Genomic DNA, 20,168 nt, shown 5'->3' with positions numbered 1-20,168 from the left:
AAACGGATCGTTCAACATGTAGTGTACTTAATAGCAATATAGCATATACTAAGCTCAGAGAAGTCTTTTATGGAACTTCTACCCCTATCAGTACTCCCAATAAAAACATTATTTTAACCTTTAAATTAAACAATCATGAAAAATTACATGGTCATTTTTCTCTTAGTTTTCAGCACAGAATTGTTTCAAGCACAACCAATCCCTCCAAATACAAACAAGTTTTCTGTGACCAATTACATTACCTTAAATGGTAATGGAAAGTATGCAACTTATAATACGCATGGATTTTATGAAAGTGTTCCTAAAGGCAGTGTTGGGAAAGTTTATATTTTACCGATTCTTAAGTTTGACATTAATAATATTAAGTATCTTGACAGTCAGGGAAAAGAAACGTATCAAAGCTCTAAAGACGTCCGTACTTTAATTATCCCAGTAACCCAGGAATTGATATTACCGACTGAAAGCCAAAAAGCATCTATTTGCGCAGCAATACGAAGTACTACAATTTTTGGATATTATCCTCCTATTCTTAAGAATACAAATGGTCAACCGGTATTAAGCCCTTACTTAAATTCGAATCCTTTACTAACCAGTCATTTTATTTCATTAGCTAATCAATATGAAGCTAAAGTTATTACGCCACAGCAACAATTAATTAATGATTTTAATACCAATTTTCAAAGCCAGATTATTTCCCCAAATGAGGTAGAGTTTATGGTTGAAGCAGGTGGAGAAATAATTTATAGTAAAATTGTACCAGGTACATACATTGCATCAGCAAACTTCAAAAATATTAAAATCGAATACCCTACAGAATATGTAAAAAATGTATTGGCAGGTGGAAATGGTGATATCACGGTTAGCTACAAGTTTAAGAATTCAAAAGTTAGTTCTATTAATGCACAGATTGATGCTAAATCCGTTGTAAATCAGGTAATAAGTGAAGCATACCAAAATAGTACTTCATCAAAATCTAGCGGATGGGCTTTTCTTGGTTTCGGCAGTAGTAAGAAATCAATGAAATCATCATTCAATCAACAAGTCTCTTCCCAGTATACCAATCAAACAATAAACAGTACAAGAATAGAAATATATGATGCAGACGATGATATGATTGAATCTTTTGAAAAAATGTTCTTTCCAGAATTAACAAAGGATGATGCAATTAAAAATCATCTTGCTGCCGCTGAAATCGCTAAAGTTGAAGGAAATGATAAATTACAGGACTTTCACTTAAAGTATGCAGAAGCCCTAACAAAAAATGACCCTAACTTAACCCCTAATATTGAAGCTGCAGTAGCTGCATTAGGAAAGAAAGACTACATTGGGTTCATTGCGAATGGAGTGCGTTGGGGCAATAATAGCGGAAATGGGCAAACAACACTGAAGAGAGTCTTAAACGATTCGGAAATGACAACTATGACAAATAACTATAGCCAAATCAAAACCATTTCTGTTCAGCACGCAGTGACGCAGCCTGTTATTCCTAAAGAAGAAGTAAAATACAAAGCTACCATAGGTGTAATTGATGTTGTCCCTTTTAATAGTCAACTATATATGTTTAACGGATACAGCACGCAATTGCAAAATGTAAGAGGTATATTTGCAGGCCCAATTACTGTGGGTGGTGCTTTCCATCTTAACAATATTTTACCTGGAACATTAATTAAATCAATAGGATCTTATGATGTGTACGATATGCAAAGCTTTTCAGAGGCATTGAGAAATTATCAGCCTGGTGAAAGAATTTATCTTACACTTATCGTCCCCACCACCGGTTACCCTAACGTATATCTAGAACAGTCAATGCAATTTACTTTAGGTGCTGTTCCAGATATTGAATAATTATAAAAGGGGAGTCTGCTTAAACAAATTCCCCTATATCGAAACCTTCTACTCCATCATTAAGTTTGGAAGCAATGACTTCATCAGCATTCTGTATACTCTGGCTCAGTAAATTGGCAATACGTTTTGAAGCGTTACCTAATGAATTTTCTAAAAGATCAAAAAGCTCAGTTCCCTGAATTTTTTGAATGATGTTAACTGCTTGTTGTTCTAAGTGAGGCTGCAGCTCATCTTGCTGAAGCATCTGTCCCGCAGTACTCAATTCCTGAAAGGTAACCCCTGTGGCAAACCCGCTTTCAATCTCAGAATCATCCACATATTGCCAGTCTTCTTCCTCTTCCTCCCAATCATTATTTTTGACCAATATGTCATCCAGATCTTTCTTCTGATCATTCTTGTCGAAAATTTCCTTTTTGGTTTCTGATTCAAAATTATCAGGGTTCGATAAAATAAGAGAATTTTGGTTGTGAGCGTAATTAAATGACATTGATTTTCTCTCTTCTGCCTTTGTTTCTCCCATAACAGAAGGCATATCGAGCTGATTATGGGTGTTTTTTTCCTTGGAGTAATTTCTTGAAAACTTCTTATCCAAAAGCAGAATGACGATAATGATCATTAGACTTATTATGATTATTTTTTCCATATAACTAAGTATTAAAAGATGGGACGGTATTTATTGTTGAAATCATCTGTGATTTCTTTTTCAAACATTTCAAAGTGATGAGCGAGGATATTGTCGACATAAGCGTACAAAGGAATCTGATCATCCGCAATGGTCTGGATGATCCTTGAAAGTCGTTCATGATATTCTGCACGGATGTAAATGCTTTTATCTCCGCGTTTTGTCATGGAATGATGGCTCAGAAACTGCTCGACATAACTTAGCTCATTGCTTTTTTTATTTTTCATTTTTTGCTTCGTCATGGGCTTTTCATTTGGAGCTTCCAACTCCTGGCTTTGCGATTCCCTCTTGTTGCTACCAGCCATAATGGACATTAGGTATTGTTCATCGATACCATTGTCTTCGTTGTTTTTTTTATCATTTTCCATACTTCTACAGATTGACAATTTTTAAAAACTCCTCCATAAAACTGTCGAGCCTGCATAAGGTCATCAATTTAGGATCTGCAGGCAATAAACTTGAACGGAAGACCGTCTTTGCGACCGTTTCTCCTTCCTTACGGAATCTTTTGCTGTCGCTTATGAAAGTTTCCATAAGCTGAAGCCCGAGATCCTTGATGACCTTGCTGTAATTTTCATACAGCAGCGTCTTTTCCCTTCCGTCTACCTGATTCCAGAAGAGCTGTATGCACTTAATGGCAGTCTGTTTTTCTTTCATCAGGACATTCGTGAGCACATGCGTAAAACTTAATGTGCTTTCCAGCACAACGCGGTCTGCCGCTATCGGAGAAAAGATATAATGTACGCTGGCAAGCGTTCGCAAAATACCTGCTGTATTGACGGTTCCGGGAAGATCCAGAAAAATAACATGGGGTGCCGTCTCTGAATTATTGGTGTACTCCTGCATTTCTTCCAGAACCGTGTCGGCCTTACTTTGAAAAATGGGATATGCTTTTTTATTAAGGCTTGTAAATTGCCTGTGAGCCAATTTTTTCAGTGCCTCATTTTGCATCACGGTCTTCAGATCCCGTTCCCGCATTTGTACTAAACTGTATTGCGGAAAATCACAGTCGAATACTGCAACATTATATCCCATCCGATAATGCAGGATGCTGGCGACCAATGTTGTGAAAGTGCTTTTGCCTACCCCTCCTTTCTGAGTCGAAAAGGCAATAATGAGCGGTTGCTTTTTTGTTTCCATTTTCTTTGATTTTTATAGTTAAACTTTATTTTCAATCAATATCAGGATGGCTTTCGCTCAGGTTTGAATGAGATCTGCTCGTTCTGAGATCTTTAAAGCCTGAACGCGTTCCTGATGTGCAACTTTACGATCAGCTTTCAGTCAGTCTTGCGATCAAGCGTACCGCTGTGAAATGTTCCTGTACTTCAGTCAGGATGTAATTCCTGACTGATTGTGGTCAGTACTGCTGGCTTTCTGGCAATCTTGCAATCCGAAAAGCTGGAAAGCCTGCCTTCAGGGTCTCAAACAATTTTGACATACAGCACGCCTACTGAGATTCCTGTACAAATAACCGATATCCGCAATGTCGGGTTTCAGAGCTGTTGTCTTTGGCTGGAAAAGGTTGTTTTTGGCATTATCTAATGCATATACACTTTTAGGCATTGTCAATTACTTTGTCACTGGAGAATGGAATGGTCTTGAGAAATTTTTACTATTCCATTTTTTAATCTCAAAGCATAAATCAGAAGGATCTGATCTATTGCATTTAATAGGACTGACCTTTCACCCGAAAGGGGCAAGTTGTGTTTTGAGCATCTCGAAACGTTTTCGGATGCGCAAAACAACTTGCCCTTGCAGGGGTCAGAAAACAATCTCCAAAGTCGATGTTTTATAAATTTAATTGGATAGCTGATGAATGATCATAATGGTAAACCACAGAAAAAAACAGGACGCCCTCCAAAGGCGGATCCTGCAAAGATTCGATATACGATCTCATTTAATGAACAGGAACATTCCCGCTTTCTTGAACTTTTTGACCAGTCGGGTATGAGAGTGAAGGCTCACTTTATTACTTCATGCATTTTTGAAAGGACGATCAAGACCATTAAAGTGGATAAGGGAACAGTAGATTTTTATATGAGACTGACCTCATTTCACAGCCAGTTTCGGGCTGTTGGAGTAAATTATAATCAGATCGTGAAACTTTTATACAGTAATTTTTCTGAGAAAAAGGCGGCCGCTCTTCTCTATAAATTGGAAAAACAAACTATAGAAATGGTCGATATTTTCAAAAAAGTGAAAAGGCTGACAGAAGAATTTGATGAAAAGCATTTGAAAGATTCAGAATAAAATGATCGCAAAAATTGGAAGAAGCAGTAATCTCTACGGTACCTTATCCTACAACAATGAAAAAATTGAAAAGGAAAAGGGAGAAATTCTGATGACCAACAAAATGATTGAAACAGCTGACGGAAGCTATTCTGTTTCTCAATTAGCGAAATCATTTGAACCATACCTATTGGCAAATAGAAATACCGAAAAGCATACGTTGCATATTTCATTAAACCCCGATCCTAGAGACGAGGTCACTGATGAAAAATACAAAGAAATGGCGCAACAGTATATGACTGAAATGGGTTACGGAGATCAGCCTTTCATTGTGTTCAAGCATAACGATATTGACCGCAGTCATATCCACATCGTTTCAGTTTGTGTAGATGAAGAGGGAAAAAAGATCTCTGATCAATTTGAAAAGATTCGCTCAATGAAAGTCTGCCGGGAACTGGAAAGAAAACACGGACTGATACAGACAATAGGTAAAAAACATCAGCGGAATGATAAGATTTTCAGCCCGGTGAATTATCAGGCCGGTGATGTGAAAAGTCAGATAGCTGCTGTCGTTCGTCATTTGCCAGACTATTACAAATTTCAGACTTTGGGGGAGTACAATGCCCTGCTTTCCCTGTTCAATATTACTGTGGAGAAAGTGGAGGGAGAATTTATGGGAAGGCATTGGCGAGGTTTATTGTACGTTCCATTAAGTGAGAAAGGCGAAAGAGTAGGAAATCCTTTCAAGGCTTCATTGTTCGGAAAAAGTGCGGGGCTTCCTTTTTTAGAATCGCATTTCGAGAAATGCAAAAAAGTTTTAAAAAACCACCCGATAAGACCAACCATCAAAACTACTGTTACCATTGGTCTGGAATCAACAATTGATGAGCAGACTTTCAAAAAACAGTTAAGCAAACAACGCATTGATGTAGTTGTGCGACGAAATATTGCGAAGCGCATTTACGGAATCACCTTTATAGACCAAAATTCAAAAACCGTTTGGAACGGTTCACAGTTAGGCAAGGAGCTTTCAGCCAATACCTTTAATGATTGCTGGAACAATAATATCAAACCCGACATTAAGGAACCAATTAAACAACATTCGAAAACATCAAGAACAAATGATGCGGATCTTCCTACGCAAGAAGCGCATTATTTGTTCGGCCTCCTTAATTCTTCTGAAAAGCAAGAAGACGGTATGATTGAAGCATTAGGGATTTTATTTCCCGAAGCACAGGGCGAAGATTATGAGGAACAGGGTTTTGCCAACAATATGAAGAAGAAAAGGAAACGCAAAAGAAATAGATAAATGTATGAAATAATACGGAGCTACCTTAAATGCATCCTTTTGTGATAAAGGCTAATTGTTAAAAGACTTTCTGAATACCAAAGGCGATAGCCTGGTTTTAGCTTTAAATAAGCGACTGAAAGATTGCGAATATTCAAACCCTAATTCATAGGCTATTTCTGAAATTGATAATTTGGAAATAGATAATTTTTCTTTTGCTTTTTCAACGATTTTGTTCTGGATGTGCTGTTGTGCACTTTGTCCTGTCAAAGAGCGCAACATATCACTCAAATAATTTGGTGAAAGATGGAGGCTTTCTGAAAGATATTGAACTGTCGGAATACCTTGGATGGAAAGATTTTCATCTTTAAACAGTTCTTCCAAAATTTCCTCCATTTTCTGTAAGACATCGTTGTTGACTTTTTTTCGGGTGATGAATTGCCTCTTGTAAAATCGGTTGCTGTAATTAAGCAGAGTTTCGATCTGTGAGATCATTACATCTTGACTGAAATCATCAATTCTGCTTTGTAATTCTTCATCAATATTTTTAAAAATTGAAATAATGGTATCTTTTTCTTTATCTGAAAGATGCAATGCTTCATCGGCAGAATAGCTGAAAAAGTCATACTGCTTTATCTTATTTGCTAAAGGATAAGACAATAAAAAGTCGGGATGAATTAATAACGTATAACCGGAATGGTCGCCGTTATTATCGCTGTTTGCAGTAACCTGATTGGGCGATACAAAAAACAGTCCGCCTTCATCAAAGTCATAATAATGTTGCCCGTATTTTAACTGCCCGGTAAGATTTGACTTGTAAGAGATCTTATAAAACGCCGAAGTTCGCAGGTCGGCTATGTTGCTATAATCTATTTTTCTATCGGTATTGTCAAAAAAACTAATCAACGGGTGCAAGGGTTTAGGTAACCCAAGCACCCGATGCAACTCTGTAAGTGAATTGTAATTGTAAGGAATATTTTTGTCCTTTTTCATCTCATAAATTTAGTGATTTTCTACCAGGGAATTTCTCCCGTATCCGTATTCATATCTTCCGAGAAAAATTTACCTGTCGGCCCGTCCTCGCCGATGATGGCATATTTTACAATACGGTTGCCGGCATCTTCAACAGAACCTTGCCCCAGATTGTGGTTAAAATCTGTCTTGGTAGAACCTGGGCTGACAGCATTTACCTTAAATGGCAAATCCTTCAGCTCATACGCTAAAACAATGGTGTACATATTTAGGGCCGATTTTGAAGATTGATATACCGAGCCTTTGAAGTTGTAGTGAATAAAATTTGGATCGCTGTGTAAATTGAGCGAACCCTGGCTTGAACTTACATTGACAATTCTAGGTGCTGGTGATTTTCGTAATAAATCCAGGAACGCTCGTGTAACTCTTATCACACCATACACATTTACCTCATAGACTTTCTTGTAAACTTCAACATCCGTTTCTGTTGCGGTATGCATTACCGGTTTGCCATCGCTGAATTCTATTCCATTGATTCCGGCATTGTTGATCAGTACATCCAGTACCTGTGTTTTCTTGCCCAACTCTATCTTGGCATTGTTTACCGAATATTGATTGGTAACGTCTATTTCTAACAATTCAACATTTTTCAGCCCTTCATTTTTTAATTTTTCGACGGCTTCTTTACCATTTTTTAAATCTCTGCTACCCAGATAAACATAGTAGCCTTGCTGTAGCAATTGTTTTGCTGCTTCAAAACCAATGCCTTTGTTCGCCCCAGTAATTAATGCCTTTTTCATTTCTTTTATTTTAAATGTTTGTGAAACAAAGGTCATCATATCTACAATGTTGTTTGTAACCCAATTGCGGTTTATGATAACAAAATCATGATTTTTTTAGTTTGGCTAAGGTTGGATAATGCTTGTTAATTGAACCTTGAACTAAACTCTAGCAGGCTTTGACTGGTTTTGTCTTTAAACAATTGCTGAATGATTACACATCTTCATACCTAGTTCCTAAGCAATTTATGAAACACACAAACTAGTTATTGATAATTTTTCTTAGGCTTTTCAATAACTGAATTGTAAGTTTTAGTGTATGTACTGACCAAATTCTCACCATTCCAATTGGATAACGCAGCGATAGAAACATTCTGAAATGGGTGTGTGTGATAATTGTCACTAAGAATTAGTGTCATATGACTTTGTCTCCAACGTTCTTGTTTTCCCAATTTTGTCCTAGAAATCAACATTGTTGATCAATAAAAAATAAAAAAAATGGACACAAAACTCAACAACAATCTGCCTATCTACTACCAGGATGCTACAACCTTGGCAAAAATGATCCGCGACAAAGAAGTTTCTCCTGTAGAAGTTGTTCAGGCGCATCTGGATCGAATCGAGATTATGATCCATCGATCAATGCCATCGTAACTGTTACAGAAAGTGCAATGAAAGAAGCCAAAATTGCGGAAAATGCGGTCTTGAAAGGTGAGAAATTGGGACCTCTTCACGGTGTACCTTTCACGGTAAAGGATTCCATTGATACCGCAAATCTCCTAACACATTTTTTGCCACTTTTCTGCATCATTTTGAAGCAGTCACAATGGACAAAGTTAGCAACTTCCGGTCAATGACTGCCACATTACTATAACCATTCTTTACAGCCTCTAATTTCACGCCCCAACATTAAAACTTAAATAATGCAGGGAGAAGACGATTTAAGAGGACTTGCCAAGGTTATGGCATTTATGCGGGCAGTGAGTATTCTTTTGGTTCTGATGCACGTTCATTGGTTCTGTTACGGTTTCTTTGTAGAACGTGGCTGGACATTGGCGGTGATCAACAAGATATTGATCAACTTTCAGCGGACAGCCGGACTTTTTTCACATCCCTTTTACACTAAAGTCTTTGCCTTGGTATTATTGGCATTGAGCTGCTTGGGCACAAAGGGTGTGAAGAACGAAAAGATCACCTGGTCCAAAATTTACGTGGCTTTGGGCATTGGATTTGTGCTGTTCTTTTTGAATACTCCGTTGCTCAAGCTGTCTACAGTAACTGGCGCTTTCATTTATATCTTTACGATCTCGTTCGGATATATTGCTTTACTGATGGCAGGCGTATGGATGAGTCGTCTTCTAAAAAATCACTTAATGGATGATGTATTCAATAACGAGAATGAGAGCTTTCAACAAGAGACCAAATTGATGAAAAACGAATATTCCGTCAATCTTCCCACAAAATTTTACTACAAAGGCAAGTGGAATCACGGATGGATCAATGTGGTCAATCCTTTCAGGGCTACGATCGTGCTGGGCACTCCGGGTTCAGGAAAGTCTTATGCAGTGGTGAATAATTATATCAGACAGCATATTGAAAAGGGATTCTCGATGTACATCTACGATTTTAAGTTCGATGACCTTTCCAGCATTGCATATAATCATCTGCTGAAGCACAGTGACAAGTACAAGGTAAAGCCAAAATTCTTCGTCATCAACTTTGATGATCCCAGGAAAAGCCACCGATGCAATCCGCTGAATCCGGATTTTATGACGGACATCTCTGATGCCTATGAGGCCGCTTACACCATTATGCTTAATCTGAACAGAAGCTGGATCCAAAAGCAGGGCGATTTTTTCGTGGAAAGCCCGATCATCCTTTTAGCAGCCATCATTTGGTTTCTGAAAATTTATGAGGATGGTAAATACTGTACTTTTCCCCACGCCATTGAACTGCTGAATAAAAAATATGAGGATGTATTTACGATCCTTACTTCCTACTCAGAATTGGAGAACTACCTCTCCCCTTTTATGGATGCCTGGCAAGGTGGCGCACAGGATCAATTGCAGGGACAGATCGCCTCAGCAAAGATCCCTTTGTCACGAATGATCTCTCCGCAACTCTATTGGGTGATGACAGGAGATGATTTCTCGTTGGATATTAACAATCCGAATGAACCGAAGATATTATGTGTAGGCAATAATCCGGATCGCCAGAATATCTACTCTGCGGCATTGGGACTGTATAATTCAAGAATTGTCAAACTGATCAATAAGAAAGGTCAGCTGAAGAGCTCAGTCATCATTGATGAACTTCCTACGATTTATTTCAGAGGACTGGACAATCTGATCGCAACGGCTAGAAGCAACAAGGTGGCGGTTTGTTTAGGGTTTCAGGATTTCTCCCAGCTGACAAGGGACTATGGAGATAAAGAAAGCAAAGTGATCCAGAACACCGTAGGCAATATTTTCAGCGGACAGGTGGTCGGCGAAACCGCTAAATCATTGTCAGAGAGGTTTGGGAAGGTCTTGCAGAAAAGACAAAGCATCTCCATCAATAGAAATGACACTTCAACGTCCATTTCTACACAGTTGGACAGCCTGATCCCAGCCTCTAAGATTTCAACATTGACACAGGGATTTTTCGTCGGTGCGGTTTCTGACAATTTTGATGAACGAATTGAACAAAAAATCTTCCATTCGGAGATTGTCGTTGACACCATTAAACTTTCTGCGGAGGAAAAGGATTATCAAAAAATACCTCAGATCCGCTCGTTTGTCGATGAGCAGGGAAATAACTGTATGCGGGAAGAGATTGAAGACAACTACAAGAACATCAAAGCTGATATCCGCAGCATTATTGAAAAGGAAATGGAAAGAATTTCAAATGACCCTGATCTCAAACATCTGATCAATAAAGATTAAAAGAAAACCTCAAATGTCCAATCCCATTTGAGGTTTTCAAAAAAAATCACTCCCCTTCGGTATTCATAAAGTGCTGAGTGAGATGGTCACTGACCAAATGCAGGAACTTTGTCGGACCCTGTTTACGGTTCCTGATCTCAAAAATCGTTTTGTGAAAGTTCCCCAAGTCCGTGTCCAGAGATTTCTCCACAAATTTGATGACCTCACTGAGTTCCACATTGCCGCCGTTAAAACACCGCATTTGATACAGGGCATAAACCAGTTCTATCAAGCCCACCTTGGAGGCTGACCAAACCAATGGCGACAAAGCTTTGCCATTGGGGTTTTTAATTAGGTATTGAAGCTGCTTTTTTAGATACTGGTCGATTTGCCGGATGGCAATGAATCTTGCGATCAAATGATCGTGAGAAGTGGTAAAACTGGTGTCAAAATTGTAAAAACCGAACGACAATTTCATTTTCAGGTCGTAAGAATTTCTGACAAATATCTTGTGATCGAGATAGGTCGCCTCCCGCCGGTAATAACTGTAAAACTCTGCCTGCTCGAGATAAAAATTGTTGAGCTTCTCCTGCTCTGCCTCATAGTATTTCTTCAAAGTCTTGTCGCCGGCATTTGGTTTGTGGGATTCGAGTTCTAAAATCGTAGAATAGTAGATGAATTTTGAAATGAATTGGGGCTTTAGTTTTTTAAAGAAGTAAACCTCTTCGGCGACAGTTTCAAAATGATGGGACGAGATCATCTCCTTTAACTTTCTGATGGATTCATCGATCATGATCAAGGACTTCTCTGCGACCTTGACCATATCCTGATCATCGTCGTACACTTCATTGATCTTCAACTCCAGATCGTCATGTAATTTTGTGATTTTTCTAAAAACAGCTTTTGTTACCATGTCCTTTTTTCAGAAATTTACAAAAAATCGTTTATACATGCTACAATCAGCTGATCCCCAACTCCTGTTTTCGCTTCTTGATATAGTCGGTCGGACGTATGCCGTTGATATCAAAGAAAAGGTTGGAGAAATTCTGGCGAGATGCAATACCGCACTCCTTCGCCAGCGCCTCAATGGTAAATCGGAGATACATGTTATTGGTATTGAGAAGATGGGTGATATAGTTGATCCTGAGCTCCGCCATATACTTATTGAAGTTCATCCCCTTGTGTTCATTGATGTAGACCGACAGGTAATGGGAATTGGTTGACAGTTTTACTGCAACGTCCTTTTCGGTGAGTCCTTTCTTCAAAAATTGTTTTTCCTTTTCAAATTTCTCAAGTTTTTCCCTGATCTCAAGACTCATTTCTGGTGTCAAAGAGGTTTTCCGTGATGTGTCTTCAACGGTTTCATCCTGTATGATGTCTTTGACAATATAGGTACCGTCAGCTATCCTTTTTTGCAGCAGATCATATTGTTTTTTTATTTTCCGGTCCTTGATGTATCGAACGGCAAAAAGCACAAGGACAATTGATCCTGAAAATATGAGGATCTTTGCAAATCTTATTTTTCTTGTACTGGTCTTCTCCAGATCGTCCTTCTGCTCGATCAATGTTTTGCGGTCATAATCTTTATGGAGCTTTAAGGACAGATAAGGGTAATCTTTGGAGATTAAACTGTCGGCTTTAAGCAGTTGATTGGTGTAATAAAGCTGTTTGCTCTCATCAATTTTTTTATTTTTATAATATTCAATAAGAAAATGATAGCTCCTGTAAACCTCAGGCAGTATAAATTCATGCTTTTCGAAGATCATATCAATTTCACCGTAGTACTGGATCGCCCGATCAATATCATTTTGCGCCTCGGAGATTTTGCCCAGATAATAGTAAATGACTGAAGCCCAAGCAAAGTCATTTCGTTTCAGAATAACAGGCAGTGCTCTTTCCAGGTCTTTCTCTGCTTCAGCGTACTTTTTCTTATGAAATTTTGAAATGCCGATGCATTTAAGAAAATAGGAGTTTTCAAGTGCAAAATCACGATCATTTAAGGTCAATTGATAGCCCAACTGGCTAAGGCTGTCACTTTTCTTAAAGTTTTTACCGTATCGGTTTATGACTGTCATCTGATGAAGGCTGTTCAGATAAGCCTTTTTGTAATTGAACTGCTCATTGTCGTGAAGTTTCTTCTTGGGTCTTAAACTATAAAAAGCAGCACAGTCTTCAAAGTGTTCTAAAGCCTCATCATAATACCCCAAATGTTCTTTGACAATTCCCAGATGATAAATTACCTTATGATGGTGATAGTCATCTTTTGAGCCTTTTGAATAATCATATGCCTTCAGATATTCATCCAAAGCCAGTTTGTATTTTTTTTGATAAAAATAGTAGATGATGCCCTTGCTTAGATGATCTTTGCTGATGTCGTCCTTGGTTCCGTGTTTTAAACTGACCGCTATCGCACTGTCAGCATACTTGATTTTATTGTGGTAATCAAACTGCCGACCGTCCCGATATCCCTGAATTAATTTCGGAAGATTTTTTTCACTTTTAGCCTTCTGTATGTACAGCTTCACATAGGGCATCGCATCCATGTCGTCAATGGTCATTTTTTCGTAGTTTTTTCTGATCACACTGAACGTCTTTTCTTTTTTTTGCTGGGAAAATAGCAGGTGTGAAAATGCAGAAAATAGGACGAGAAAGTAATTTAACTTTTTCATGTACTGATTATTAGAACCTCACCATCTCAAAATTAAACATTTTGCCTTTAAATAAAGCAGTTTTCGGAGAACTGAAACCTTACCCATGGCTGTTTTTACGGAATACCGATTGATAAGGCGATAAAAGGTAATTTATTGATGTATCAATTTTAAAATTGATCCGTGCCTATTTTAAAATCGCCCCATAGAACAGTTTTTTCAGGGATTTTCGTCCTATAACTTTGGCTTCAGAATTCTAATTCAATCCGGCCGGGATAACCAACCAAAAAAATTAAAAATGAAAAATTTTATCCCAATTTTTAGTATAACGATAGCTTCAGTTTTTATGCAAAACTGTACCCATCGAGATGAGGAAATCAATGTACGTGATGATCGATCTGATCAGATTGAAAAAACTATGATGATGAAAGGAGATTCTGCCAAAACATCAGAAGAAATTGTAGATCCCGACCCGCCGGTAAGAGATGGCGATAACTGGCGGGTTGTTCCGAATAATTAATTAAAATAGATGACTTATGATTCCCCATACCCCCATATCAGTTGTCACAGGCTTACCATGTCCAGAAAGCGGCATTTGGGAAAGTATGGGGAATTTTAGAACGACAATCACATTATTGAAGGGTGAGAAAATGCCTGACTATTGTGGAAGGAAGATCAAATGGAGATTGATTCAAGTCTGTTAAAATTTATAAATATCTACCATGAGAAAGACATATCCTATAATCGTTAAAGTGATTACCTATTTTTTTATACTGCTTTTTTGTTATGCAGCAATCAGCAAAATACTGGATTTTGAAAACTTTCAGGTGCAGATTGGACAGTCTCCTTTATTAACTGCCTATGCAGAAGCCACTTCTTATGGTGTCATCCTTATTGAATTCATTATCGTAGCAATGCTCACCATTCCGCTGACCCGATTATCGGGCCTCTACGCTTCCACTGCTTTGATGTCCGCTTTTACCATCTATATATTCCTGATCTTAAACTACAGTGAATTTGTTCCCTGCTCATGCGGAGGTATTCTGGAGAAAATGAACTGGACGGAACATCTCATATTTAATATAATCTGCGTTTTAATTGGAATTGCAGCTATTTATATAGAAAATATAATCAGAAATTTATCTCGTAGGAAAAGTATTTACCTCCTTGTCATCAGCAATCTATCGAGTATTGCATTAGTTATTATTCTATTCATTTCATCAGAACATATTATTAAAAAAGAGAATAATTTTACGAGAAGGTTTTTTCCTAATGGATTGATCGAGCAGGAAAAGAGAGAACTCGATAGTGACTTCTATTATTTTGCGGGTCAAGATCTAACCAACATATTTTTAGGAAATATCACCCGTCCTTTAGAAGCAAAAATTCTATCCAAAAATCTTTCCACATCCTCGGATTTTAAAATACAATTAGACACCTATGTTTACCTGTATAAGAATTTAAGATTACAAATCAAATCACCTTATTACTACTTACATGATGGAAGCGTGCCGGTTATTTTCAGAGGAATTATTGGTAATTCTGCTGCTGAAACTATAAGTTATAAAGATGCTTATTTTGATCAGCTTGCTGTAGTAGATAGTACAAGATTGGTGTTTCGTACGATCAGCGGTAGAACCACAGCCTTTACATTGGGAATTCTTGATCTGAATGATGCAAAAAAAGTAAAGCTCCATCCTGAACTACTAAAAAAACAGATGGACGGAATCTTTGATTCTGATGGATTATTGATATCAGAATCAGATCGAGAAAAACTGATCTACACCTACACTTACAGAAATCAGTTGATCGTAATGAATCAAAATCTTGGTGATCACTTCATCCAGAATACCATTGATACGACTTCAATTGCCAAAATACAAACAACCACCTTATCTGATGGACGCAAAAAAATGAGTGCACCATCTTACAGAGTGAATAAGCTGCAGGCGATTTACAAAAAATACCTATTCAACAACTCAAATCTCATGGGAAAAAATGAATCCAAGAAAAAATGGAAATCAGCAAGTATTATTGATATCTACAACATTGAGAATCGCACCTATGTGGGCAGTGTTTATATTCCGGATCGCAATCATAAAAAAGTGAGCGGCTTAATGATTACAGAAGATCACTTGTATGCAATCATCGGAACTGAAATCATTTCTTACGGCTTCAGGGAAAGTCTCCTGAAAGCTTTAAAATAAAGGGAAAGCCGAAAACCTTACAGAGTAGGCACACACTTAACATTTTTTATTATGAAAAAGTTCATTATGCCGGCAGTCATTATGGTAATGGCTACGGGAGCTGCTTTTGCAGCGAAAAAAAGTGACAGCAAGAAAGCTGTTGAAATTGGTTACCGTTTAGGTAACATGGGCGAAGCAGCTTGCGTGGATACACCGAAAAGTTGTGATACCAATGGAATTGAGGTCTGTACATTCAACGGGCAGACCCTGAGACAGTTGGATGAAACTTCTTGCGGTGATACCTTGTTTGAAATTCAACCTCAGTAATAAAGTGAAGGGATGTAAAAACATCCCTTCTTTTTTTAGTAGTTTAATATCTGTGAAATAGAATCTTGATACATCATAGGTTCAAGACACTTCGAGTTTATCACTATTCATTATCATCGGATCAATGACAACTTTGCATTTTGTGACAATATTATCTTATTGTGTGAAAATTTTTAAATTGCCTAACATTGACTAATCTATCAACTTGATAAGTGCTTCTAAGTTTTTTTTAGTGATAATATATAGACAAGGCTAGCATTACATCAATAAAGAAATTAAAATTTCAGAAATTTTGCTTATTTACTGCTCCAAGTTTATAACTTAGAGCAGTAGAGTACAAAACGGCAGAATTGAGGTTTTGAAATTGTTATTAGTTATTTAGATCAATTGTCATCGTTATTAGCCATGTACATTGAATTTTTAAGTTAAGTAATCTTTTTTGAAAGAAATAGTCAGAATTGAAAGCAAAATACTTATATGTAATATTAGTGCGATACCACTACTAGATTTGTACATTGTATCAAAGATATCTAAAAATAAAATCTTTTTAAATATAAAAAATGAATAGAAGTTTAATACAAAAGTTGATAATAAAAAAACACATAAATATAGTAAACTTTTACTGACTGCTTTAGGTAATAATAGCATTAATAATAGCATAGATATTAAATTCACAAGACAATATCCGATACAAAAGTAAAAAAAATAAGAATACATTTCTTGATCGAAATCATGTAAAAATAATTTTATTAAAATGAAGGATAATACTGAGAACAGCACATGAAATAACAAACTGAATAAAAATTTTTGTTTCATAATGTTTTTTTATTGGGCAAAAGTTACAAAAGTTCTATTTCCGGTTGTCTTCTCCCATTCTCCTTTTTTATTTCTCTTATACATATCGACATTTGTATTAATTACATTTGATTTAGCCTGTCCTCTAAAATGACCATTTCTCGCTTTCATATAATTATTAATCACTCCAACTTGATTACCTGCTACGGAGAATGTGCGAGCTCCCTCCCTGATTCTTATTTCAGTTTCAAAAACTGCACTATTTTGCTCAGTAGTTCCACCACTACTTGCAACGTAATTGAATGTAAACATATCAATTTTTCCTCCACCAATTTTAGAACCTAATGCGTTTGATAAATTATTTACGTAGTCAAGATACAATTCTGGTCTCTTAGAAATATAATCTGGATCGTGCCAATCTCCCAGATGACCCGCTCCCGGAGAATACATCATTTCTTCATTGCCAAGTTGAGAATGAGCATAACTATCGCCATAATAATGTAGAGCAGTTCCAATGTCTTCATTATTACTAGCATTATATAACATATTATATGCAATATTACGTGCATTTTGGGAGGAACCCCCAATGAATGCATGTGTACTCTTCTGTATTGATTTGGAGGTCGGTAAGCCCATAAAACCAACAGTAGAAATTACTTCACCATTTCTAGCCATTATATTGTCAGGAGCTTCAGCATAATATACTAATGTGTAAGCATCTTTTCTACCCATCATAGTTGCCATTAAATAAACAGTCCAAAAATGACCATCAGTTTCGTATAAGCCGCTTGTATCCAAATATTTTATTGGATTGTTAAAGGCATATCGATACGAAGTCCAATCTTGGGCTTTTTCGGCCAGCGGGTCTATGCCCCCCATCTACCGATATCCGGCATGTACATTCTTGCTCCGTAGTCATACATTCCCGTCTCTTGGAGTTCTTTACCGTTGTACTTATATAGGTAGGCATTATCAAAAATGTTGTACTCAATGGTGTCCATCATTCCAAAGGATAGTAATTGGTAACCCCTTCCGTTTCGCCTGTGATAATGTAATTGTTACATATCTGTCCGTCCGGAGTATCATAACAATTGTTTACTACAATATCACCCGTCACTTCATCATTACCGTCTCTGTCACTGTAGCTTACTCTTACTGAACTACGTTCGTAGTCTTCGTAAAAGATTTTCTTTTACTCGCCTATCTAAATGATCGGTATAATTGTAAAAATAAGCATTCCGCAAAGCATCATAATATCCTTCTGATGTAGGGATGATTCTCAGTTTCATCTCAACACTGGTCATCGTTCCCGAAGGAGCTTCCCAGGCATGGGTAAACTTATACTGAAAACCGTCCAGATAATCTGTTTCTAAACCGTTAAAGAGCTTCTTTACTTTTACTCCGTCTGCTCTGTAGGTATAACTGCTAACTTCAGAGTTTTTGGTAATATTTTTAGGTAAATTTAAATAATTTGATTAAAAATAAAAATTAAATAATATTAGCTCATCACTAATTCTGATACACGAGGAATGATCTTCAGTCATTTAGATATGTTTTTATCGCCAAAAATAAACAAGAGTAGGGAATGCCTACTCTTATTTATAATTATTAATAGACATTGAAAATCAGCGAGTTGTATTTTTTTTAATGCCCATCATTAACTTGGAACATTACCAAATTTCGTGATAGTAGTCATAAGATTTATATTTGAGTATAACAATCATTTTACCTTTTGTAATATATAATCAATTACTTCTTTATTTTCACAATACTCATTCATTTTTTCAAACAACTTTTCAGCAAAAGTAGTTGAAGCTTTATTTCTTTTTATAAGCAATGTGTCTTGAACAAAACTATCAATCATCATCCATTCTTTAGTAGTAATTTCAGGTTGACGATTAATCGTAGCCCTAGCATAGGCATCAATATTACCTTTATATGAAAAATAAATTTTTGTTTTTTTTATATCTATCATGGTATAAAAACGTTATTATATATTATCGGATTTCTTCCATTTAAAATTCCATATTCTGTTGTTCCCCAAACGCTGTCTATTCTAATACCATATGTAGCATTATGAAAAACTTGTACAACACCTTTTGTTCCGGTTGCATAAGCTTTGGATGTTGTTTTCCATACTGGTTCCATTATTTTCCAAGACGTCTCTCTTCCAACAACTTTCTCCAATACATTGCCAAAAGAACTTAATCCTTTTCCTACCTTTGTCATTTCTAGAGTAATAGCTCCGTTATTTTCAGCATATTGCATTGCTGCTTTTAATACATCTCGACCTCCAGACCAAAAAACTCTATTTGTATTTGAAGAGATAATTCTTGAATATAAATTGAGTCCAAGTTTACTAAAATTACCAGCTCTCCATCCAGCAGCAAGAAGTTCCCCACCCGCAAAAGACAAAGGTATATCAATAAATAAGAATCTTTCAACCGCTGCCACCTCCATAGAGGCTTTAGAGTTCATGATGTATTGTCCCATGTTGGCACTGTTAACATCATAATTCCAGTTTCCTAAAGCTCCTAATATACTGTTTGACAGGATAAATCTATTATAGTCCAGATTTTCAAAGTTATTAAACGTTTTTTTACTGCCCTTACCAGTCATCACTAGTTCTTGCAGAACAACATCTACAGCACCACTTCCAGCTCCACCACCGCCGTTAATAAAGGCTCTTGATTCCAGAACCTGAGCAGCATTCATCACATTTCCTTCGTAATCGATGTATTTCCCGAGTTCAGCATTAAAGTAACCATATCCTACATTCTGCCACGTTCCGCCAAGCTGCATCATCGTATCCATTGCATTTCTTCCATCAGGATCGATAAATCTCATCGGGTTGTTGGCTGCATAATGGTACGGTGAGAATCTGGTATTCATTTCTGCCAAAGGATCTACAACACCCCATCTTCCCAAATCAGGCATATAGAATCTTGCACCGTAATCATACATGCCGGTTTCCTGCTGATATTCTTTACCGTTGTATTGATACTTGTAGTTCACTCCGTTAAGATCAACAGTAGGACCGCCGTGTTTTAACCCAAATGCATAATAATCGTTTTGCTCTACAATGATCGCCGTGCCGCCTTCTCTAGTAAAGCTGACTCTCACATTTCCTAAGTGGTCTATGTAATGGTAAATATAACGATTATTCTGATAATCAAAATATCCTTCTGAAGTTGAAAAAAACTTTAAGTTCTGCCCGGCAAGGCCAATATTTGCGGTATCTTCACTATATTGAAATCCGTCAATGTATTCTGTAACTGCAAAAGCATCTGCTCTGTTTCTTCCTGAGAAATAATGGTGTGTCTTTTTTATTTTTACTCCATCTGCGCGATAAGAATAGCTCAGGTTCCGGTATACATCACCGCCAACTCTTTGTACAAAATTATTAAATTTTATATAAGATGGCAGATTCAGCTCACTATATTTTATTTCAAGAATTCCTTTATCTAGATGACTGGTCATGTTCCCGTTTAAGTCATAAGAAATGGTATTTCCT

Annotated in this window: 19 protein-coding genes; 9 read left to right on the top strand and 10 right to left on the bottom strand. The window is 37.0% G+C overall.

The annotated features are described in order from the left end of the window. Positions 1-135: 135 nt before the first annotated feature. The gene (locus AC4FQ5_RS18270; RefSeq protein ID WP_491145669.1) at positions 136-1,845 is read left to right on the top strand and encodes a hypothetical protein; all 1,710 of its coding nucleotides are present in this window, start codon (positions 136-138) and stop codon (positions 1,843-1,845) included. A gap of 19 nt (positions 1,846-1,864) precedes the next feature. Here the strand turns inward: AC4FQ5_RS18270 and AC4FQ5_RS18265 are convergent, their stop codons facing one another. The 3 genes from AC4FQ5_RS18265 to AC4FQ5_RS18255 are packed head-to-tail and all read right to left on the bottom strand — an operon-like array spanning position 1,865 to position 3,667. Next, positions 1,865-2,488, bottom strand: a complete 624-nt coding sequence (locus tag AC4FQ5_RS18265; protein ID WP_491145667.1) for a hypothetical protein — start codon at positions 2,486-2,488, stop codon at positions 1,865-1,867. Positions 2,489-2,499: 11 nt separating this feature from the next. Beyond that, positions 2,500-2,895 (bottom strand): DUF3408 domain-containing protein, encoded by a 396-nt coding sequence (locus tag AC4FQ5_RS18260; protein WP_491145665.1) that lies wholly within the window; start codon positions 2,893-2,895, stop codon positions 2,500-2,502. Between the two features lie 4 nt (positions 2,896-2,899). Continuing rightward, positions 2,900-3,667 carry a ParA family protein gene (locus tag AC4FQ5_RS18255; protein WP_491145664.1) on the bottom strand — a complete coding sequence of 256 codons (768 nt, stop codon included), beginning with the start codon at positions 3,665-3,667 and terminating at the stop codon, positions 2,900-2,902. 672 nt (positions 3,668-4,339) lie between these two features. Here AC4FQ5_RS18255 and mobA point away from each other — a divergent pair. Together mobA and mobB are read left to right on the top strand one after the other, a co-directional pair. Further along, a complete protein-coding gene (gene mobA, locus AC4FQ5_RS18250; protein WP_491145663.1) occupies positions 4,340-4,777 on the top strand; it encodes a conjugal transfer protein MobA in 438 nt (145 codons plus the stop codon). A gap of 1 nt (position 4,778) precedes the next feature. Continuing rightward, on the top strand, positions 4,779-6,065 hold the full coding sequence (gene mobB, locus AC4FQ5_RS18245; protein ID WP_491145661.1) for a conjugal transfer protein MobB: 1,287 nt from the start codon (positions 4,779-4,781) through the stop codon (positions 6,063-6,065). Positions 6,066-6,116: 51 nt separating this feature from the next. On the opposite strand, the gene AC4FQ5_RS18240 is transcribed toward mobB, so the two are convergent. Together AC4FQ5_RS18240 and AC4FQ5_RS18235 are read right to left on the bottom strand one after the other, a co-directional pair. Next, complete coding sequence (locus tag AC4FQ5_RS18240) at positions 6,117-7,037, bottom strand: helix-turn-helix domain-containing protein (RefSeq protein ID WP_491145659.1); 921 nt, start codon at positions 7,035-7,037, stop codon at positions 6,117-6,119. Between the two features lie 20 nt (positions 7,038-7,057). Continuing rightward, positions 7,058-7,816, bottom strand: a complete 759-nt coding sequence (locus AC4FQ5_RS18235; RefSeq protein WP_491145658.1) for an SDR family oxidoreductase — start codon at positions 7,814-7,816, stop codon at positions 7,058-7,060. Between the two features lie 477 nt (positions 7,817-8,293). Between AC4FQ5_RS18235 and AC4FQ5_RS18230 the strand changes: the two genes are divergently transcribed. The 3 genes from AC4FQ5_RS18230 to mobC all read left to right on the top strand — a co-directional run bounded on the left by AC4FQ5_RS18230 (position 8,294) and on the right by mobC (position 10,719). Beyond that, positions 8,294-8,449 (top strand): hypothetical protein, encoded by a 156-nt coding sequence (locus tag AC4FQ5_RS18230; protein ID WP_491145656.1) that lies wholly within the window; start codon positions 8,294-8,296, stop codon positions 8,447-8,449. Between the two features lie 17 nt (positions 8,450-8,466). Further along, entirely contained in the window at positions 8,467-8,652 is a 186-nt protein-coding gene (locus AC4FQ5_RS18225) for a hypothetical protein (protein ID WP_491145654.1), read from the top strand. A 66-nt stretch (positions 8,653-8,718) separates the two neighbouring features. After that, on the top strand, positions 8,719-10,719 hold the full coding sequence (gene mobC, locus AC4FQ5_RS18220; RefSeq protein WP_491145652.1) for a conjugal transfer protein MobC: 2,001 nt from the start codon (positions 8,719-8,721) through the stop codon (positions 10,717-10,719). Between the two features lie 46 nt (positions 10,720-10,765). On the opposite strand, the gene AC4FQ5_RS18215 is transcribed toward mobC, so the two are convergent. Together AC4FQ5_RS18215 and AC4FQ5_RS18210 are read right to left on the bottom strand one after the other, a co-directional pair. Then, positions 10,766-11,611 carry an RteC domain-containing protein gene (locus tag AC4FQ5_RS18215; protein ID WP_491145650.1) on the bottom strand — a complete coding sequence of 282 codons (846 nt, stop codon included), beginning with the start codon at positions 11,609-11,611 and terminating at the stop codon, positions 10,766-10,768. A 46-nt stretch (positions 11,612-11,657) separates the two neighbouring features. Further along, complete coding sequence (locus tag AC4FQ5_RS18210; RefSeq protein WP_491145648.1) at positions 11,658-13,367, bottom strand: helix-turn-helix domain-containing protein; 1,710 nt, start codon at positions 13,365-13,367, stop codon at positions 11,658-11,660. Between the two features lie 277 nt (positions 13,368-13,644). On the opposite strand from AC4FQ5_RS18210, the gene AC4FQ5_RS18205 reads away from it, so the two are divergent. The 3 genes from AC4FQ5_RS18205 (at position 13,645) to AC4FQ5_RS18195 (ending at position 15,859) form a co-directional block, all read left to right on the top strand. Beyond that, positions 13,645-13,866, top strand: a complete 222-nt coding sequence (locus tag AC4FQ5_RS18205) for a hypothetical protein (protein WP_491145646.1) — start codon at positions 13,645-13,647, stop codon at positions 13,864-13,866. A 202-nt stretch (positions 13,867-14,068) separates the two neighbouring features. After that, the gene (locus tag AC4FQ5_RS18200) at positions 14,069-15,553 is read left to right on the top strand and encodes a MauE/DoxX family redox-associated membrane protein (RefSeq protein WP_491145645.1); all 1,485 of its coding nucleotides are present in this window, start codon (positions 14,069-14,071) and stop codon (positions 15,551-15,553) included. A gap of 51 nt (positions 15,554-15,604) precedes the next feature. After that, the gene (locus AC4FQ5_RS18195) at positions 15,605-15,859 is read left to right on the top strand and encodes a DUF6520 family protein (protein ID WP_491145644.1); all 255 of its coding nucleotides are present in this window, start codon (positions 15,605-15,607) and stop codon (positions 15,857-15,859) included. An 825-nt stretch (positions 15,860-16,684) separates the two neighbouring features. Here AC4FQ5_RS18195 and AC4FQ5_RS18190 read toward each other — a convergent pair. The 3 genes from AC4FQ5_RS18190 to AC4FQ5_RS18180 all read right to left on the bottom strand — a co-directional run. After that, a complete protein-coding gene (locus AC4FQ5_RS18190) occupies positions 16,685-17,533 on the bottom strand; it encodes a hypothetical protein (RefSeq protein ID WP_491145642.1) in 849 nt (282 codons plus the stop codon). 841 nt (positions 17,534-18,374) lie between these two features. After that, positions 18,375-18,629 carry a hypothetical protein gene (locus AC4FQ5_RS18185; protein ID WP_491145640.1) on the bottom strand — a complete coding sequence of 85 codons (255 nt, stop codon included), beginning with the start codon at positions 18,627-18,629 and terminating at the stop codon, positions 18,375-18,377. Beyond that, positions 18,626-20,168 (bottom strand): RHS repeat domain-containing protein (locus AC4FQ5_RS18180; protein ID WP_491145639.1); only part of this gene is annotated, 1,543 nt, incomplete at its 5' end. The genes AC4FQ5_RS18180 and AC4FQ5_RS18185, both read right to left, overlap by 4 nt.

The organism is Chryseobacterium sp. DT-167, from assembly GCF_058310155.1.
Note: the sequence above shows the minus strand (reverse complement) of the source record. Positions and strands in the feature narration are given on the sequence as shown.

Coding starts and splice junctions, on each gene's coding strand:
- AC4FQ5_RS18270 (WP_491145669.1), top strand. CDS start 136: ATGAAAAATTACATGGTCATTTTTCTCTTAGTTTTCAGCACAGAATTG.
- AC4FQ5_RS18265 (WP_491145667.1), bottom strand. CDS start 2,488: ATGGAAAAAATAATCATAATAAGTCTAATGATCATTATCGTCATTCTG.
- AC4FQ5_RS18260 (WP_491145665.1), bottom strand. CDS start 2,895: ATGGAAAATGATAAAAAAAACAACGAAGACAATGGTATCGATGAACAA.
- AC4FQ5_RS18255 (WP_491145664.1), bottom strand. CDS start 3,667: ATGGAAACAAAAAAGCAACCGCTCATTATTGCCTTTTCGACTCAGAAA.
- mobA (WP_491145663.1), top strand. CDS start 4,340: ATGAATGATCATAATGGTAAACCACAGAAAAAAACAGGACGCCCTCCA.
- mobB (WP_491145661.1), top strand. CDS start 4,779: ATGATCGCAAAAATTGGAAGAAGCAGTAATCTCTACGGTACCTTATCC.
- AC4FQ5_RS18240 (WP_491145659.1), bottom strand. CDS start 7,037: ATGAAAAAGGACAAAAATATTCCTTACAATTACAATTCACTTACAGAG.
- AC4FQ5_RS18235 (WP_491145658.1), bottom strand. CDS start 7,816: ATGAAAAAGGCATTAATTACTGGGGCGAACAAAGGCATTGGTTTTGAA.
- AC4FQ5_RS18230 (WP_491145656.1), top strand. CDS start 8,294: ATGGACACAAAACTCAACAACAATCTGCCTATCTACTACCAGGATGCT.
- AC4FQ5_RS18225 (WP_491145654.1), top strand. CDS start 8,467: ATGAAAGAAGCCAAAATTGCGGAAAATGCGGTCTTGAAAGGTGAGAAA.
- mobC (WP_491145652.1), top strand. CDS start 8,719: ATGCAGGGAGAAGACGATTTAAGAGGACTTGCCAAGGTTATGGCATTT.
- AC4FQ5_RS18215 (WP_491145650.1), bottom strand. CDS start 11,611: ATGGTAACAAAAGCTGTTTTTAGAAAAATCACAAAATTACATGACGAT.
- AC4FQ5_RS18210 (WP_491145648.1), bottom strand. CDS start 13,367: ATGAAAAAGTTAAATTACTTTCTCGTCCTATTTTCTGCATTTTCACAC.
- AC4FQ5_RS18205 (WP_491145646.1), top strand. CDS start 13,645: ATGAAAAATTTTATCCCAATTTTTAGTATAACGATAGCTTCAGTTTTT.
- AC4FQ5_RS18200 (WP_491145645.1), top strand. CDS start 14,069: ATGAGAAAGACATATCCTATAATCGTTAAAGTGATTACCTATTTTTTT.
- AC4FQ5_RS18195 (WP_491145644.1), top strand. CDS start 15,605: ATGAAAAAGTTCATTATGCCGGCAGTCATTATGGTAATGGCTACGGGA.
- AC4FQ5_RS18190 (WP_491145642.1), bottom strand. CDS start 17,533: ATGGGGGGCATAGACCCGCTGGCCGAAAAAGCCCAAGATTGGACTTCG.
- AC4FQ5_RS18185 (WP_491145640.1), bottom strand. CDS start 18,629: ATGATAGATATAAAAAAAACAAAAATTTATTTTTCATATAAAGGTAAT.